Origin of the sequence: Microcoleus sp. B7-D4 (assembly GCF_036705125.1) — a bacterium.
Taxonomy (GTDB): domain Bacteria; phylum Cyanobacteriota; class Cyanobacteriia; order Cyanobacteriales; family Microcoleaceae; genus Microcoleus.
This window is the reverse complement of sequence record NZ_JAUBTT010000101.1, coordinates 1-14878: the sequence shown is the minus strand read 5'-3', so window position 1 is coordinate 14878 and position 14878 is coordinate 1. Positions and strand designations below refer to the sequence as shown.

The 14878-nt window shown below is 46.4% G+C and carries 14 protein-coding genes and 2 pseudogenes; 7 read left to right on the top strand and 9 right to left on the bottom strand.

Translation table 11 applies throughout. The features are described from left to right. Positions 1-4 precede the first annotated feature (4 nt). From QUB12_RS30420 to QUB12_RS30380, 9 genes and pseudogenes are all read right to left on the bottom strand, one after another. Positions 5-388, bottom strand: coding sequence for a Na+/H+ antiporter subunit E (locus QUB12_RS30420; protein WP_333139414.1), 384 nt, complete (start codon positions 386-388; stop codon positions 5-7). Continuing rightward, a complete protein-coding gene (locus QUB12_RS30415) occupies positions 385-1815 on the bottom strand; it encodes a cation:proton antiporter (protein WP_333139412.1) in 1431 nt (476 codons plus the stop codon). Before QUB12_RS30415 ends, QUB12_RS30420 begins: the two co-directional genes overlap by 4 nt. Beyond that, positions 1812-2150: an NADH-quinone oxidoreductase subunit K gene (locus QUB12_RS30410; RefSeq protein ID WP_333052085.1), complete on the bottom strand. Its 339-nt coding sequence runs from the start codon at positions 2148-2150 to the stop codon at positions 1812-1814. Before QUB12_RS30410 ends, QUB12_RS30415 begins: the two co-directional genes overlap by 4 nt. A 44-nt stretch (positions 2151-2194) precedes the next feature. After that, on the bottom strand, positions 2195-2431 hold the full coding sequence (locus QUB12_RS30405; RefSeq protein ID WP_333309868.1) for a hypothetical protein: 237 nt from the start codon (positions 2429-2431) through the stop codon (positions 2195-2197). Positions 2432-2850: 419 nt separating this feature from the next. Continuing rightward, positions 2851-4116 carry an ABC transporter permease gene (locus QUB12_RS30400; protein ID WP_333309865.1) on the bottom strand — a complete coding sequence of 422 codons (1266 nt, stop codon included), beginning with the start codon at positions 4114-4116 and terminating at the stop codon, positions 2851-2853. 34 nt (positions 4117-4150) lie between these two features. Further along, a pseudogene (locus tag QUB12_RS30395) lies at positions 4151-4276 on the bottom strand (IS5/IS1182 family transposase); the annotation flags it as partial. Positions 4277-4423: 147 nt separating this feature from the next. Then, on the bottom strand, positions 4424-4756 hold the full coding sequence (locus tag QUB12_RS30390; RefSeq protein WP_333139408.1) for a P-II family nitrogen regulator: 333 nt from the start codon (positions 4754-4756) through the stop codon (positions 4424-4426). A 98-nt stretch (positions 4757-4854) separates the two neighbouring features. After that, a complete protein-coding gene (locus QUB12_RS30385) occupies positions 4855-5985 on the bottom strand; it encodes a sodium-dependent bicarbonate transport family permease (protein ID WP_333309863.1) in 1131 nt (376 codons plus the stop codon). Between the two features lie 407 nt (positions 5986-6392). After that, entirely contained in the window at positions 6393-8210 is a 1818-nt protein-coding gene (locus QUB12_RS30380; RefSeq protein ID WP_333309861.1) for an efflux RND transporter periplasmic adaptor subunit, read from the bottom strand. Positions 8211-8764: 554 nt separating this feature from the next. On the opposite strand from QUB12_RS30380, the gene QUB12_RS30375 reads away from it, so the two are divergent. The 7 genes and pseudogenes from QUB12_RS30375 (at position 8765) to QUB12_RS30350 (ending at position 14633) form a co-directional block, all read left to right on the top strand. Continuing rightward, positions 8765-9334: an IS607 family transposase gene (locus tag QUB12_RS30375; protein WP_333139401.1), complete on the top strand. Its 570-nt coding sequence runs from the start codon at positions 8765-8767 to the stop codon at positions 9332-9334. Continuing rightward, positions 9312-9359, top strand: a pseudogene (locus tag QUB12_RS37640) (hypothetical protein); the annotation flags it as partial. The gene QUB12_RS30375 and the pseudogene QUB12_RS37640, both read left to right, overlap by 23 nt. Before the next feature lie 6 nt (positions 9360-9365). Further along, positions 9366-10415 carry a transposase gene (locus QUB12_RS30370; protein WP_333139399.1) on the top strand — a complete coding sequence of 350 codons (1050 nt, stop codon included), beginning with the start codon at positions 9366-9368 and terminating at the stop codon, positions 10413-10415. 462 nt (positions 10416-10877) lie between these two features. Beyond that, positions 10878-11276: an IS200/IS605 family transposase gene (tnpA, locus tag QUB12_RS30365; RefSeq protein WP_333309858.1), complete on the top strand. Its 399-nt coding sequence runs from the start codon at positions 10878-10880 to the stop codon at positions 11274-11276. Next, positions 11269-12318 carry a transposase gene (locus QUB12_RS30360; protein ID WP_333139397.1) on the top strand — a complete coding sequence of 350 codons (1050 nt, stop codon included), beginning with the start codon at positions 11269-11271 and terminating at the stop codon, positions 12316-12318. The genes tnpA and QUB12_RS30360 overlap by 8 nt, the downstream gene beginning before the upstream one ends. A gap of 352 nt (positions 12319-12670) precedes the next feature. Further along, positions 12671-13537 (top strand): alpha-1,2-fucosyltransferase, encoded by an 867-nt coding sequence (locus QUB12_RS30355; protein ID WP_333139395.1) that lies wholly within the window; start codon positions 12671-12673, stop codon positions 13535-13537. A 769-nt stretch (positions 13538-14306) separates the two neighbouring features. Beyond that, positions 14307-14633, top strand: coding sequence for a DUF1330 domain-containing protein (locus tag QUB12_RS30350; RefSeq protein WP_333139393.1), 327 nt, complete (start codon positions 14307-14309; stop codon positions 14631-14633). Positions 14634-14878: the final 245 nt, after the last annotated feature.

Genomic DNA, 14878 nt, shown 5'->3' with positions numbered 1-14878 from the left:
TCAGCTAATTACTCGAAGTCCGTCGCACTCGGTGTACTTCGTAAAAACCCTCTTCGTGATATTTCACGACAATCGTCTTAGGAGTAAAAGTGATCAGGAATACATCTAAGAATATCAGCAAGGGCGATCGATGGTTTGGCACTTTTTCCATGATCACATCTTCGTGTCTATGGGGGCGGAAGATGAGTTCAAAAGCTTCCAGATAAGCTATCGGAATCGCCATCAAGATTTTACCGAACACCCCCAACCATTCTCTCAAAGGTTCCGGGGGTGAGTAGCTGCGCGGCAACAGGAAAGCAATGATGAAGCCGATCGCAATATTTGCCAAACTAAAATCGGCAGTGAGTAGAAACCAGATCGTCAGTCTTAATATTAGCTGTCCAATCATGTTGAGAATGCCATCCAGAATAGTAGGAGCGAAATCAAGCTCATAACACCGACCAAATGATCGAATTGTTCAAGCATACGTGGCAGTTTGATTGCCGTGCGTTGAAAAATTAGAAAATAGGCTAACCAACCAACGCCGATGATGGCGATCGCCTTAAGCATATTGTCCAGCGTATAGGCCTCAACATAAAAGGCATTGGCTGCAATCAGCCCACCTAGCAACAGCAACACCGCAGGCCAAAAACCGGGTTTTGATTTTGCTGCTCCACCACGGGGCAGAAAGATGAATTTAGCAAATAGGATAGCCGTTCCTACGGCTGCCACATTCATGGCGATCGCATAAGGGGGTGTCAAATTCTTCAAAGTCAACATCTTTGCCCCAAAGCCAACCAAAAAGGGAAAGCCTGAGATCGAAAGGCTAGCCACCACTAACGCAATCCAGAGCGTAGTATTAATCTGCTTTTGTCGCAATTCCTTAAAGTCGCGGCTGGGTAAAGAACCCGCAATCAGGAATAGCGCCGATTTGACCACGCCGTGGGCGAGGGCATAAAAGCCTGCCACTTCCGGGGCTACGAGAATCCAACCTAACTGCGAAACCGTGCTGAACGCCAGCATCCGCTTGGTATCCTTTTCAAAGATGCCATAGAACACGCCCATCAACGCCGCCCCGACTCCGAAAATCTGGACGATGGGTGCCACCTCCTCCACCATCAGCGCACAGCGCACGAGGGGATATACCCCGGCTTTAACCACAATTCCTGACAGCAAAGCCGACACAGGCGTTTCTGATTCCGAGTGAGTTAACGGTAGCCATAACCCCGATACAAACACACCTCCCTTAACCAAGAGAGCCATAAAGATCAGAGCTGTCGCCTCTGGGGGCGCTGCACCCAAGCCGGCAAAACTAAACGAATTACTTGCCTTATAAACCAGCACAGCACCGACTAGATAAAACAGCATGGCCGTGTTGCTAATAAATAGATAGCGCAAAGCCACCCAAATCGATCGATCGGTGCGAGGATAGGCAATCAACAGAAACGCCGCAATCCCGCTGACTTCTAACCCCACATATAAACTGATAAAGTCACTAGAGGCAAAGGCCGCATTCAGGCTGCCGTGTACCATCAGAATCTGTGCATAAAAAAATGCCGTCTTCTCTGTGGGCCAACAGTAGATAATCACCGCTGCTGTGACTAAGGCATTGGTTAAGATGAAATACCCGCTCAAGCGATCGACTAACAACGTGACACTGAAATTATCCAGTAACTCCAGCGTCACCGCTGACGGCATAACAAAAAGCTGGAACGCATAGGCAGCGGACGCGAGCGCTCCGAATATTGCGAGATACTTGTCAAACTTCGGAATCAAATAAATAGTAAACCCGACAAAAAACGGGAGTCCAATCCAGGCTAGCGTCAGGGTATTCATGGGGTATTATTCATCTCGATTTCGTTACTTTCTAATGTCGGATTATCTCGTGCCAGCTTCATCACACTTACCAGCATTAAAGCCTGAATCGAAAAGCCGATCACGATCGCCGTTAAGATCACCGCTTGGGGAACCGGATCGGCGTAAGCGACAACATTTTTCCCCTTTGAAATAATTGGTGTCAGCAAGCCTTCTCGCGATGCCACCACCACGTAATAGGCGATAACCCCTGTACTCATGACATCCATACAGACGATTTTCATGAGCAGGTTCTTTTTAAAGATGATACCAAAAAATCCGCAAAATACTGTTGCCAATACCAATGCTTCTAACATGGAAATTGCCTGTTGGATAAGGGGTTTTTGTTATTATATTTGAATTAGCGTATATTATTTCTAATTGGACTTAGAAATTTTCTAGCCCGTAAACTACCTGAAACGCAGTCTAGGTAAGGGAAAGAGTTTGTTGACTGTTGACTGTTGACTGTTGGCTGTTGGCTGTTGGCTGTTGACTGTTGGCTGTTGACTGTTGGCTGTTGACTGTTGGCTGTTGGCTGTTGGCTGTCAGTCGAAAAACTGAATGATGGTTGATACCAATTTAATGTGAAGTCGCACATATCTCGATCCCCCTAAATCCCCCTTAAGAAGGGGAGTAGGGGTTGACTTTGATCGGAATCTTGTCCCCCCCTTAGTAGGGGCGGTGCCCCCGTGCCCGCCCTTGGCTAGGGGGGATCGGATTCTACGGGGCCTCATAAAAAATTGGTATGAGTGTTGACTGTTGACTCGATTTTACGCCCGACGATCAAGCGCGGATTTGATATCAGAGGTGAAACCCTTGTCAATTATCGACTGAGCTCAATTCAAGCTCAAACCGTTTACCTGTGCCCGTTTGCAGCCATTTTTGACCTGGTTTTTGTCTAAGTCCCGTTAGCGAATCTGTGGCCGACAAGGAAGTCCGATCGTCCATCTTTCCCCAGTTTCTGACCACTCGTGGGTCCAAGAGTGTTGAATTTAACGGGGGCGAACGTCACTAAGTTCAATCATTCCGCAAAGCTGCGATCGGATCTAAGCGAGCGGCATTCCGAGCCGGCAATACTCCCGCCAATAAGCCTACAGTAAAAGACAGCCCAAAACCCGCTGCGATCGACCATACAGAAACCACAAACGGAAATTTGAACGCTGTCGAGGCCCCAAAGGCGATCGCAATTCCCAACCCAATACCCGCCGTTCCCCCCACCGTGGAAACTAAAATAGATTCCGCCATAAATTGAATGAGTATTGCTGCATTAGTAGCGCCTACCGCTTTGCGAATCCCGATTTCCTTAGTGCGTTCCACAACAGACACCAACATAATATTAGCAATACCGATGCCGCCAACCACCAAAGAAATTCCGGCGATCGAACCCACCATCACCGTAAATAAACCTATCACATTGCTGAAAGTATTAACTATTTCAGCTTGATTTACAACTCGAAAATCATCCGGTTGTGGCGGATAAATATTGTGGCGTAAGCGCATGATATTTTCCACTTGAAATTGAGCATCCGCTAAATCCGCTTCGTCGGCAGTTTCCAACCAAAAACCCGATATTGCAATCCCCGCTAAAGAATTTCTCCCCACAATCCGCGAAGACATATTTTTGAGAGGAATATACACTCGATCGTCCTGATCTGTTCCCCCTACAGACCCCTTGCTTTCCATCACTCCAATGACCTTGTAGCGGTTTCCCTGAATGCGAATATCGGAGGATAGCGCATTAGCTCCGGCTCCAAAAAGTTCCTCCCGCACCTTAGAACCGAGGACAACTACAGGCTCAGCAGCATTCAATTCATCCTCGTTAAAAAACCGTCCTTCTTGGGGTTGAATGTTCTTCACATCTGGATAGTTTAAATCCGTTCCCAAAATCGAAGTAAATGAATTTTGTCCGCCGTAAACGACTTGCACTTGACGCTGCAAATAAGCCGAAATCGCCTTAACTGCAGGAGCTTGTTTGCCGATCGCCCTAGCGTCATCCCAAGTAAGAGTAGTAGCAGAACCGCTTCCCTGACTGACACCACCCGATCGCGAAGCGCCGGATAAAACCAACAGCACATTTGTACCCAAAGCCTTTAACTGTTCTTCAGTTGATTTTTGTACTCCCTGTCCCACCGAAGTAATAGCAATTACCGAAGATATCCCAATAATTACGCCCAGCATAGTTAAACTGGTACGCAACTTATTATTCCACAGCGCCTCTGTCGCCATCAACGCGATTTGAACGTTAGTGATTTTGTTGGTACCGGGGCGAGTCTGTAATTTCATATTAGACCTCTTGCAAAAAAAATCTATGTTAGAATTAAAGCTTTTGAATTTTAGACCTGAGAGCTAACTCATAATTGTAAAGTGCTGACAACAAATTACAACGGAGACCATAACGGCGGCGACGATTTCGATAACGACTGGACAAAATTTTGAAAACTTTTGGCTACCGAGGGCGGCAATGACCATACCACCAATCAGAAAGCCGAGCGTTGGGGACTGCAACTGAGACGCAAGTCCCGCAGGCAAGAAATACGGCTACTAAAAAGCCGGGTTATGCCCCGGCTTTTTAGGTCTGTGTCGTCTCGATTCAACAGCCGTCTGGTCCACAGAAACTGTGCCCGTACAGTACCTCCGCGTCACAGAGATAGATCATGCCCGCAAAATCGAGGAAAAACTTGACTGCGACCTGATCCGCAATATTCTCGGCCATATCCCGATCCTGGGTGAGTACCTCGAATTTTATATTCGCCGTGGTGTCAGAAACGCTGGGTTGTCCCGACGAGCGCACGTTGCGACTGCCTTTACCGCCGGTTTCCACAACCGTATAACCAGTTGCCCCGGCTTCTTCGATGATATGGGCGATCTTTTTCAGCAGAATCTTTTCCGTGACGATGACAAGCTTTTTGGCTGGCTTGGGCATATTGGTTACCTCCTTACCTACGTATGTTGATCTTAATATATTGAGTTGCTTGGTCTGCCGGGTCAAGGGAGCGCCGACAGACAGCGACCCGTCTGGGATTAGCTGCCGCCTATCGCCTGGGCCAGCCCGAGGAAGAGCGGTATACACAAGCCGATCGCAATGGGTGTACCGATGGCTGTGGATGCGCCGATGTAGGCGGAGGGATTGGCCGACGGGATACCGGCTCGCAACGTGGGCGGACCTGAGATGTCTGAACTGGAGGCGGCAATAACAGCCAGGATCACAACACCGCCCAGGCTGAATCCTGTGGTGTAGTGGGCAATCATGCCGAGACCGAAGGCGATGAACCCATGCACCACCGGTGCCACTACGCTATACACGACGTACCACTGGGCAACCTTACGTAGTTCGCCAAGTCTTGACCAAGCCTCCATACCCATGACCAGCATCAAGATCGAAAGCAAGCCGCGGAAGAGGGGGTCGTAGAAGCTTTTATAGACACTTTCCGGCTGGGTGAACAGGCCAAGAGCAATGCCGAGCAACATTGCCGATAGGGCAGGACCCTGGAGGCTTTCCTGCACGATCGGCCATATCTTGACCCGATTATCCGCAGGCTTCTGCTGCTTGCTGAGATACTCTTGCCGGCCGCGGGGATAATCTTGCTGATCGGGATAATCGCCTGCTGCAACGGGCTGCTTGCTGAAAGACTCCTGCACGGTAGAGTGGGCTGCTGCACTACCCTTCTTCTGGTTGAGATAAATGTTGGCCACCACAATCGCCGTTACGAGCGCTGGGATATCCATGAAGGGATAGAGTGCGGCAGCCCATGCCTCGTATGGCATTTTTTGTTCTTCCAGTAGTGTCAGGGCTGCAGCCATGGTAGAGCCACTCACAGCACCAAACAATCCCCCGGTCGCAATCGCATCTATGGTGTTGACCTTCGGCAGCTTGGCCAACGTATAGCGCGCGATGAATACAACAAGAACCCCTACTGCTACAGCAGACGCTGCGGGTATCACCATCTCCGTCAGGTTGGAATTGCGGATCGCCTGACCACCGGTCAGACCGATTTTCATGAGCAGCATGAAGACGATGATCTGATTAATCGCCTCTGGAATTACCAATTCGCTACCAAGGGCGGCAATGACCATACCACCAATCAAAAACCCGAGTGTTGGGGACTGCAACTGCTTAACGAAGTCCATTAAGAACAAGGACAAAAAATCCACGAATACCTCCTTCCGCCTCCTCTAACGAAGAGTGATTATTGTGAGCAGTGAGCTTTAAGAAGTAAGGGTGCAGCGCTTCAACCCTGCCGACAGGTGTTACGGGAACACCTGTCGGCAGGGGATTCAGAGATAGCCGATCTCCGAATGGGGCTCGAAGGTGTCGCTGTCCTGCAGTAACTTCTATAGATCAATATCTATTAAGTAGGTAGGCGGTGTAAAGCCCAACTATGTCAACGATGGTAAAGTATCCTTAGCCCTAAGCGTGGCTGACTGAGCAATGTTTACATACAGTTACATTGTTCAGTTTAATCCCGCCTACTTACTTAAGACCCCAAATTCTATGTACTTAAGTCTATCCTTAAATTCGCAGTAACGCGCCTTCGCGGTTCAATAAAAAAATCAAAACCCTAACGCAAGCGCCTTCCGCCACCCGGTTGCAAACCCGGAATTCCACCCGATGGATTTTGGGATCTAGGCCGCAATCCCGGCGGGAAACTCATCAGCACTTTTTCATTTCCTTTCAAACCCGATCGCACTTCCGTCTTATCATCCACCGTCATACCAGTCTTAATCGGCATAAAAGCAGGTTTACCATCTTCTCCACCCGCAACATAAACCCCCGTTTCCCTTTGTTGGCGGACAATTGCCGCAGTCGGAACTACCAAAACATTTTTGAGTTCACCAGCCTTAAACTCAACATTCACATTCATGCCCGATCGCAGCATTTGTTTATCATCATTAATAATTGCCGCTTTTACCTCAAAACTTGTCACATTTTGCTGGACGATCGACTGAGGCGAAATTTGAGTGATTTTACCTGCAAAAGTCTTTCCCGCAAAAGCATCGGCTTGAATAGACGCAGCCTGGCCCATCTGAATCTGAGAAATATTAGTTTCTGCTACGTTTGCTACTAATTGATTTTTTGAAGCTAAGGACAAAATCGAAGAAGAAGTCGCCGAAGAAACCGCACTACCTGCCGTAGTGGGAGTCACAAAAGCGCCCGGATCGGCGTACTTGCGGGTAACAGTGCCGGTGAAAGGAGCCCGCAGCACAGTGTCGTCGATCAGCGCTTGAACGCTTTGCAGGCTGCCTCTAGCGGCGAGAACTTGGGCGCGGGCTTGGGCGATGTCTTCGGGGCGAGAACCGGCTTCTAGCAGCGCCAAAGCTTGCTGTTTTTGCTCCACAGCAGCCCGCCCCGCAGCGATGTCTTCCGGGCGTGCGCCCGATCGCGCCAGGGCCAAAGCTTGCCGTTTTTGCTCCACAGCAGCCCGCCCTGCTGCGATGTCTTCCGGCCGTGCGCCCGATCGCGCCAGGGTCAAAGCTTGCCGTTTTTGCTCCACAGCAGCCCGCGCAGAAGCGATTTCTTCAGGGCGAGCACCCGCTTGCAGCAAAGCTACAGCTTGTTCGGCTTGCCTGACTTGCGTTTGAGCTCGATCGCGCTCGGTGCGGGAGTTGTTGACAATTTGCAAAGCAATGGCTCCGGCATTATAGAGTTCCTGATTTCTCTGAAAGTCTTCCTCAGCTTGGTTTTTGGCGTATTCGGCATCTCTGAGTTTGGCGATCGCTTGGGCGATGTCTTCAGCCCGATTGCCCTTTAGCAATTTTTGTAAATTAGCCTGTTGTTCAGCTAGTTGTGCCTCGGCTACGGCAATATCCTGCCTTCGATTGCCGTTGAGCAATTTTTGCAAAGTTGCCTGTTGTTCTGCTAGTTGTGCCTCAGCTACCGCAATGTCTTGGGTTCGATTGCCGTTGAGCAATTTTTCCAGACTTGCCTGTTGTTCTGCTAACACTGCCTTAGCCACAGCTTTGTCCTGCGATCGAGTGCCGTTGAGCAATTTTTGCAGGTTTGCTTCTGCGGCTGCGAGTTGTCCGCGAGTTTGGGTAAGTTGCCCTTGGAGGTTGGAGTCGTCCATGTAGGCGAGAATCTGCCCTTTTTCAACTTTATCTCCTTCCTTGACAAGCAAACTTTTGAGCATTCCTGAAGTTTTGGGGCTGACGTTAACGGAACGTTCGGGCACAATTGTGCCGTTTGCCGAAATTGTAATCGGCAGGTTCACCCTTTCTACAGCAACGGTTTTTTCCTTGCGCCTGGTTTCGCGGCTGGATTTGACTGTGAGTTGGCTGTAAGCTGTGTAGCCTACTCCTGCCAGCAGGGAAGCGGCAAGCAGCCCGCTAACCCACGGAGTCAGCTCTTTTTTAATCTGAAAGTGCTTTACGAAGTACATATCAATTAGACCTGATGGGTCTGTCTTGAATTTAGACCGATCGGGAACACAAAAGGTTCAATTGAAGTCTGATTATGTTTTTTCGGTTGTAGCGCAGGTATCTTCGGATAATTTTGAAGAATTAAGTACATCAGCTACCATTAATGAGGCTGCACTACTGGTTCAAGAAGGTTGATTAACAGTAAGACTTTTTCTGACATTTGCTAACAATCACTTACATTTGCCTTCTGGTCTTCATGTCATATAGAATGAATTTAGCCACTCAGATGTAGGTGAAAAACCTTGGTAGTACGCAACCGCTATATAAATAAGTTGCCTCTACATTATCAAAGCAAATAATCAGATTGGCGTGGGGCTGTAAGCGATAACCAAGCTGAAGGCAAGAATATAAGTGCTTGTAGAAAATTCTACGGGCATCGGTTGATACGCCTTGGTTGATATCTGATCTCAACTTATGTATTTGTTAGCAAATGTTAGCAAAAAAGTATCGGTTGAGGCACAGTAAAGTATTTGGTTACTTTTGCTAATGTATGCTACTATTGGCTACAGGGCTTATGTACCACTCAGACTCATCAGTCGAATTTCTGGGCTTGCATCCACACACCCTAAGAAGATATGCAGACTCCGGGAAAATCAAAAGCATCAAAAATGAAGCAGGGCAAAGACTCTACGATGTCGAGTCCTACCAGCGCGGTGCAGCTAGAACTACCGTTGTTTGCGAATGTCGCGTCAGTTCACCCAAGCAGCGAGACGACCTCGCTCGACAAGTTGACGACCTGCGACAGCAATACCCCGACGCCGAAATCATCCAAGATATCGGGTCGGGACTCAACTTTAAGCGAAAAGGACTGCAAGCCTTACTGGTCAGATTTATGCGCGGCGAACAGCTCACGATTGTTGTTGCCTGTCACGACAGATTGTGCAGGTTCGGATTTGAACTATTCGAGTTCATGGCCGGGCAAAACGGTGGACAAATCGTGGTTCTTGACCGAACTGTTCACTGCCCGGAAACCGAACTCACAAGCGATATTCTCGCCATCCTTCACGTCTTCAGTTGCAGAATGCACTCCCGGCGAAGTTACAGCAAGAAGATCAAGGAAGATCCGTCTATTCCTAAATCCTGAACAAAAAGCTTTAATCAAGCAGTGGTTTGGAGTGAGTCGTTTTGTCTACAACACGACCATCAAATACCTCCAAGAACCAGGCACAAAAGCTAACTGGATGACGCTCAAAACTGGAATACTTAACAGTTTGCCAGAATGGGCAAAACCTGTACCTTTCCAGATCAAATCGATTGCCATCAAAGATGCTTGCTCAGCAGTTAAGGCGGCTAAGCAGGGTTTCAAAAAAGATGGCCAACTCCGCAAATGCAAATTTCGCAGTAGAAAAGACACAAAACAGTCTATCTATGTGCCAAAAGCATCTATAAAAGACTGCGGTGTCTACCATTCCATTTTAGGTAAGTGTCAGTTAACAGAATCTTTGCCTGAAAATTTTAGTGATGGAAGGTTGACTCTCGCTTACGGGGAATACTACCTAGTTGTTTCTGAAGAAGTGCAACAAACCAAGACCGATAAACAAGGTCGGCTAGTTGCCTTAGACCCCGGTGTCCGCACGTTCATGACGTTTTTCTCTGAAGATTCCTATGGCTGGCTCGGCAATGATTCTAATTTGTACATCCAGAAATTGTGTTTTCGGTTAGACAAGTTGGTATCGAAAATATCTAAAGCCCCCAGTCGGCAAAAAAGAAGATTCAAAAAAGCAGCCAGCAGGCTTCGTTGCAAAATTAAGAATTTGGTCAGAGAGTTGCATCACAAAGTAGCTAAGTTTTTAGTTGATCATTTTGATGTAATCTTGCTGCCTAGGTTCGAGACTTCTCAAATGGTGTCCAAGTCGCGCCGTAAGTTGAGAAACAAAACGGTGAGACAAATGTTGACTCTCAGCCATTACGAATTTAAAAATTTTCTCAAGTGGAAAGCTTGGGAAAATTCAAAACTCGTGATTGACTGCAACGAAGCTTACACTTCTAAAACGGTGTCGTGGACGGGTGAAATTGTCAAGAATTTAGGTGGAGCTAGAACTATTAAGTCCGGAGCCACCGGATTGAAGATGGATAGGGATCTAAATGGTGCTCGCGGGATTTTTCTGCGGGCATTGGTTGACACGCCTTTTTTGAGAGATTCTCTCAACTTATATGTTTGTTAGCATTTGTTAGCAAAAAAGTGTCGGTGTGAAATATCGTACTTTCCCGGCCGTCAATATCGGATTACTTGCCATAGGTTGACGCTGCAGTGTAGAATCATCCGTAGCAGCCAGCCAGCTAACACGGTCAGGACTAAGACCCCAAAAAACTGCTCTGTTAAAGTCTCATGACCGAAAGCATCCAGGATACCCGCCACGTGATTCATCCGTCCAGAAATAAAAAACCTGTATCCGATGAAACTTGCCGAACGTATTAATCTCGCGCAAGTCAATGCTTCAATTCTTTAATCTAAAATCTAAAATCATCTAAAATCATCTAAAATCGCTTGACCGAAGAACGAGCCCGCCGGGCCCCTGGCTTTAGACACGGGGATAAGTCGGCAGCGGTTTCAACCGCCTCCAGCATTTAACAAATCTTAATGCAAAATTAGTGTAGTATGCAGGTTCGTGCTGTATAACTATAATATGAGCGTTAATTACAAATCAAACAAAAATGTTGTTTACTCGTGTAAATACCATATTGTGTGGTGTCCGAAATATCGCCGAAAGGTTTTAATTGAGGGTGTCGATACCCGATTAAAGGAAATACTGTTAGAGGTGGCGACCGAGTTTAACAGTGAATTAATCGAGATGGAAGTAATGCCAGATCACGTTCACCTTTTGAGCGAGTGCGATCCTCAGTTTGGGATTGCCAAGCTGATTCGGTACATGAAGGGGCGTTCTTCTCGATATCTTCGCCAAGAATTTCCTTGGCTAAAAAGTCGATTGCCAACTCTATGGACGAATAGCTACTTTATTGCAACTGTTGGCGGTGCGCCAATTTCAGTAATTAAGCAGTACATTGAGAATCAGAAAAATGTCTAGTTATGGATGCCAGCAAAATCTAATCAGTCCAAGTCGAGAGCTAAGAAGCGTACTGGAATTTGTATGCGAAGAGTCGAACAAGTTAGCTAACTGCGGGACTTACTATTCTCTGGAGTTATATTTTAAAACCGGGAGAATTCCTAGCAAGTATGACTTACACAAGTTGTTCAAGGATAATCTTCACTTTAAAGCACTATATTCCCATGTTGCTCAACAAACGTTGACCAGCGTTGCGGAATCTTTTAAGTCGTACATTGGGCTGTTAAAAGGAATCAAGGGTGGTACGGTAACGCAACATCCTAAACTACCAAAATACCGCAAAAACAGCTTAAAACTTGTAACCTTCCCAAAGGCAGACGTAAAGCTAAAGAATGGACAATTGAGATTCCCGTTGGGAAGTAAGGTCAAACTCTGGTTTGGAATTGGTGAATTTTATTTGCCAATGCCATCTAACCTAGACTACAAGGCAATTAGAGAGATTCGCATTTTACCAAGAAATAAACAATTTTATGTCGAGTTTGTCTACCAACTTCAGTCAACAGCAGTTGAGCTGGATGTTAGTAAGGCTCTGGGTATCGATCCAGGATTGAATAATTGGTTAACTTGCGTTTCCAATGTAGGAACAAGTTTTATCGTAGATGGACGGCATCTAAAATCATTAAACCAATGGTATAACAAGCGGGTTGCGTCGATCAAAGAGCATAGATATCAAGGCTTTTGGTCTAAGCGATTGGCAAAAATCACGGAAAAACGAAACAGACAAACGAGAGATGCTGTTAACACTTCTGCTAGATTAGTATTGAATCATTGCCTAGAAAACCAAATAGGTACAATTGTTTTTGGCTGGAACAAGGGAATGCGCCAAGAAATAAGTCTTGGTAACAAAACCAATCAAAATTTTGTGCAAATTCCTACCGCTCGATTGAAGGACAGGATTTCCCAGCTTTGTGAACAATATGGTATCCAGTTCATTGAAACTGAAGAGAGCTATACAAGTAAGGCGAGTTTTTTAGATTCGGATGAACTACCTAAGTGGGCGTGAAAAAACTGAAGGGTGGAAAGAATCAGGAAAGCGCATAAATCGCGGACTGTATCGCTCAAAAGACGGAAGCAAAATTAACTCAGATTGTAATGCTGCTGGAAATATTTTGCGAAAAGTAGCGACAACTTTAGGGTTATGCCTTAAAAGAGTCAGTAGATGCGCTTTGATTTCGCCTTTGAAAGTTCGTATTTGGACTCTTCAAGAATCCCCGTCCCTGAGCGGGCTGGGGAGTATCAACGTTAACTGTAACTTTGTTTGGCATGGATATAACACGCTCTTTGCTTCCTTTCCCGGATCAAACAATGATTTAGGTCTGTTGGAAGCTGTCTTAAACCATAGGAGTTAAATTATAATGATTTCTTTCTCTAAGCTCGGGAACTACGGAAGACTCGGTAATCAATTATTTCAATACGCATTCCTTAGAATAACAGCACGGCGTTTGGGAACCCAATTTTTTTGCCCTAAGTGGGATGGAGATGATATCTTCAACCTTAATGACGAAGGTGAGCGTGCTAGCGAACCCTCCGGGATTATTCATTATTTCGACCCCCATCCTCAAGCTGGCTTTACATCCGAAGCACTTTCCATCGGAGACCACACTGAAATTCAAGGGTTCTTTCAATCTGAAAAATATTACTCAGACAAGCGACTTGTACGTGAGTGGTACACGTTCAATAACGAGATTGTCACGGAGGTCGAAAAACTCTACGGCGACATTTTGCAAAGGGATTGTGTCAGCTTTTCGCTCCGCCTCGATACCGACTATGGCAATACCCGAGAATATTTCCCGCTTTACCCGCTTTCTTTTTACAAGAAGTCCTTAAGTGCGATCGACCCCCAAGGTCCCATTCTTGTCTTCTCCGATCGTCCCGATTTAGCCAGAGAATTTCTTCGTGACCTTCAAGGGCAGGAATTTATCTTTGTAGATAACCTGAATGGTCCTCAGCAGCTTTATTTAATGACCCGATGTCGAGCTAATGCTATTACTAATTCAACGTTTTCCTGGTGGGGCGCTTGGTTGAACGGACACCCAGAGAAGATAGTAGTAGCCCCGACAGATTGGTGCCGCCCAGGGGTGCCAAACCCGGTTGAAGATATTCTATGCGATGATTGGGTCAAGCTCTCAGGCACTCATCCCATCTTAGATCACTTTCAAGTATGGAGGCTCAGACACCCCGTCGCGACAGTCAACCGGCTCTTGAGTCGTTTCCAAAAATAGATACTTGACCAGGAGAATCATAACAGGTTAAGTCTAATAAGCTGTTCGGCATTTAAAGGACTTGCGTAAGGTGCGTCAGCATCTAAGGTTTTCCGTTTCAGCGTAAGGGTTCGCTTCTGACGCACCCTACTAGCCTCGTTACTGGTTTAAATGCTCCACAGCTTAGACATCTCCGAGAAATCCCAAACCATTAACATGATGGGTTTGTAGCGGTTTGAGCGCAGTTGTCAAACCGCTACAAAGCGCGATTTTCAGTTTTTGGATCTCTCGTTATATCATTTCCGGTTACACTCATACATGATGTTGACGGTTGACGGTTGACTGTTCACGGCGTCAACAGTCAACCGTCAACCGTCAACAGTGAACTCGAATTTACTATTCCGATGCTAACGGATTTGATATTAAATCTTGATTTTTCGTTTTTTTAGAGAGAAAAACCTTGAAAACATCCGTAAACATCAGATTGATTTTGCCGATGTTCCCGCGATGTTTGATGGTGAAATGCTGATTGAGATCTTCCGATCGTTTTGATTATGGCGAATATCGCTGGTTTGGAATCGGTTTTCTCGGTTCTGGAATAGCGGTAGTAGTCTGGACATCACAGTAAGTTTCCGCCTAATCAGAATTTAGCTCCGTAAACCGAAAAAATAGGTGCAACAAAAGTTATTAATAACAAGTGAAATCTATTACTTTTGTTGCTAGAGTTATTGTATTGAAAGAATTCTCAGCAAATATAGTCAACTAATCAATTAGCTACAGGAGAAACCTCATGGCTGTATATTTAATCGCAGACGTTAAAGTTACCGATGATGCCTGGATTCCTGACTACGCAGCAAATGTTCACGATATCGTACATAATCATGGGGGGAAATACCTTTCCCGCAGTGGCAATATTACGACTATTGAAGGCGAGGAACTAGAAACAACGCTGGTTGCCTTGGTGGAATTTCCTTCTATGGAGGCAGTGCAAGGGTTTTGTAACGATCCAGCCTATGCAAAATATCGTCAAGCTCGGCAGGCTGGTAGTATCAGCCGGCTCCATGTAATCGATGATACTGATGTCGCAGGAACCATACCCTATTTACCAAAAGGTTAATATCGTCAATTGTATGGTGTATTGCGAAGACCCATTGGGCAATATTGTCGAGATTTATAGCCACAGCTACGAATTGAAATATTCTGCTGGAGCTTATATGATGTTCGGGCGATCGCATATCAGATCGCATCGATCGAACTTGTGAAAAGTTCGATCGCGCATTTCCTACTTAGGAGCGCGAATTAAATAACTTACAATTTTAATTGTTATTGTGGGATGGGCGTCCCGCCCGTCCAAAAAGGACG

What these genes read in the sequence shown, in the direction of transcription:
- QUB12_RS30410 (WP_333052085.1), bottom strand. Translation starts at nt 2,150, where the DNA reads ATGTTAGAAGCATTGGTATTGGCAACAGTATTTTGCGGATTTTTTGGT.
- QUB12_RS30390 (WP_333139408.1), bottom strand. Translation starts at nt 4,756, where the DNA reads ATGCCCAAGCCAGCCAAAAAGCTTGTCATCGTCACGGAAAAGATTCTG.
- QUB12_RS30420 (WP_333139414.1), bottom strand. Translation starts at nt 388, where the DNA reads ATGATTGGACAGCTAATATTAAGACTGACGATCTGGTTTCTACTCACT.
- QUB12_RS30400 (WP_333309865.1), bottom strand. Translation starts at nt 4,116, where the DNA reads ATGAAATTACAGACTCGCCCCGGTACCAACAAAATCACTAACGTTCAA.
- QUB12_RS30415 (WP_333139412.1), bottom strand. Translation starts at nt 1,815, where the DNA reads ATGAATACCCTGACGCTAGCCTGGATTGGACTCCCGTTTTTTGTCGGG.
- QUB12_RS30350 (WP_333139393.1), top strand. Translation starts at nt 14,307, where the DNA reads ATGGCTGTATATTTAATCGCAGACGTTAAAGTTACCGATGATGCCTGG.
- QUB12_RS30380 (WP_333309861.1), bottom strand. Translation starts at nt 8,210, where the DNA reads ATGTACTTCGTAAAGCACTTTCAGATTAAAAAAGAGCTGACTCCGTGG.
- QUB12_RS30405 (WP_333309868.1), bottom strand. Translation starts at nt 2,431, where the DNA reads ATGTGCGACTTCACATTAAATTGGTATCAACCATCATTCAGTTTTTCG.
- tnpA (WP_333309858.1), top strand. Translation starts at nt 10,878, where the DNA reads ATGAGCGTTAATTACAAATCAAACAAAAATGTTGTTTACTCGTGTAAA.
- QUB12_RS30375 (WP_333139401.1), top strand. Translation starts at nt 8,765, where the DNA reads ATGTACCACTCAGACTCATCAGTCGAATTTCTGGGCTTGCATCCACAC.
- QUB12_RS30355 (WP_333139395.1), top strand. Translation starts at nt 12,671, where the DNA reads ATGATTTCTTTCTCTAAGCTCGGGAACTACGGAAGACTCGGTAATCAA.
- QUB12_RS30360 (WP_333139397.1), top strand. Translation starts at nt 11,269, where the DNA reads ATGTCTAGTTATGGATGCCAGCAAAATCTAATCAGTCCAAGTCGAGAG.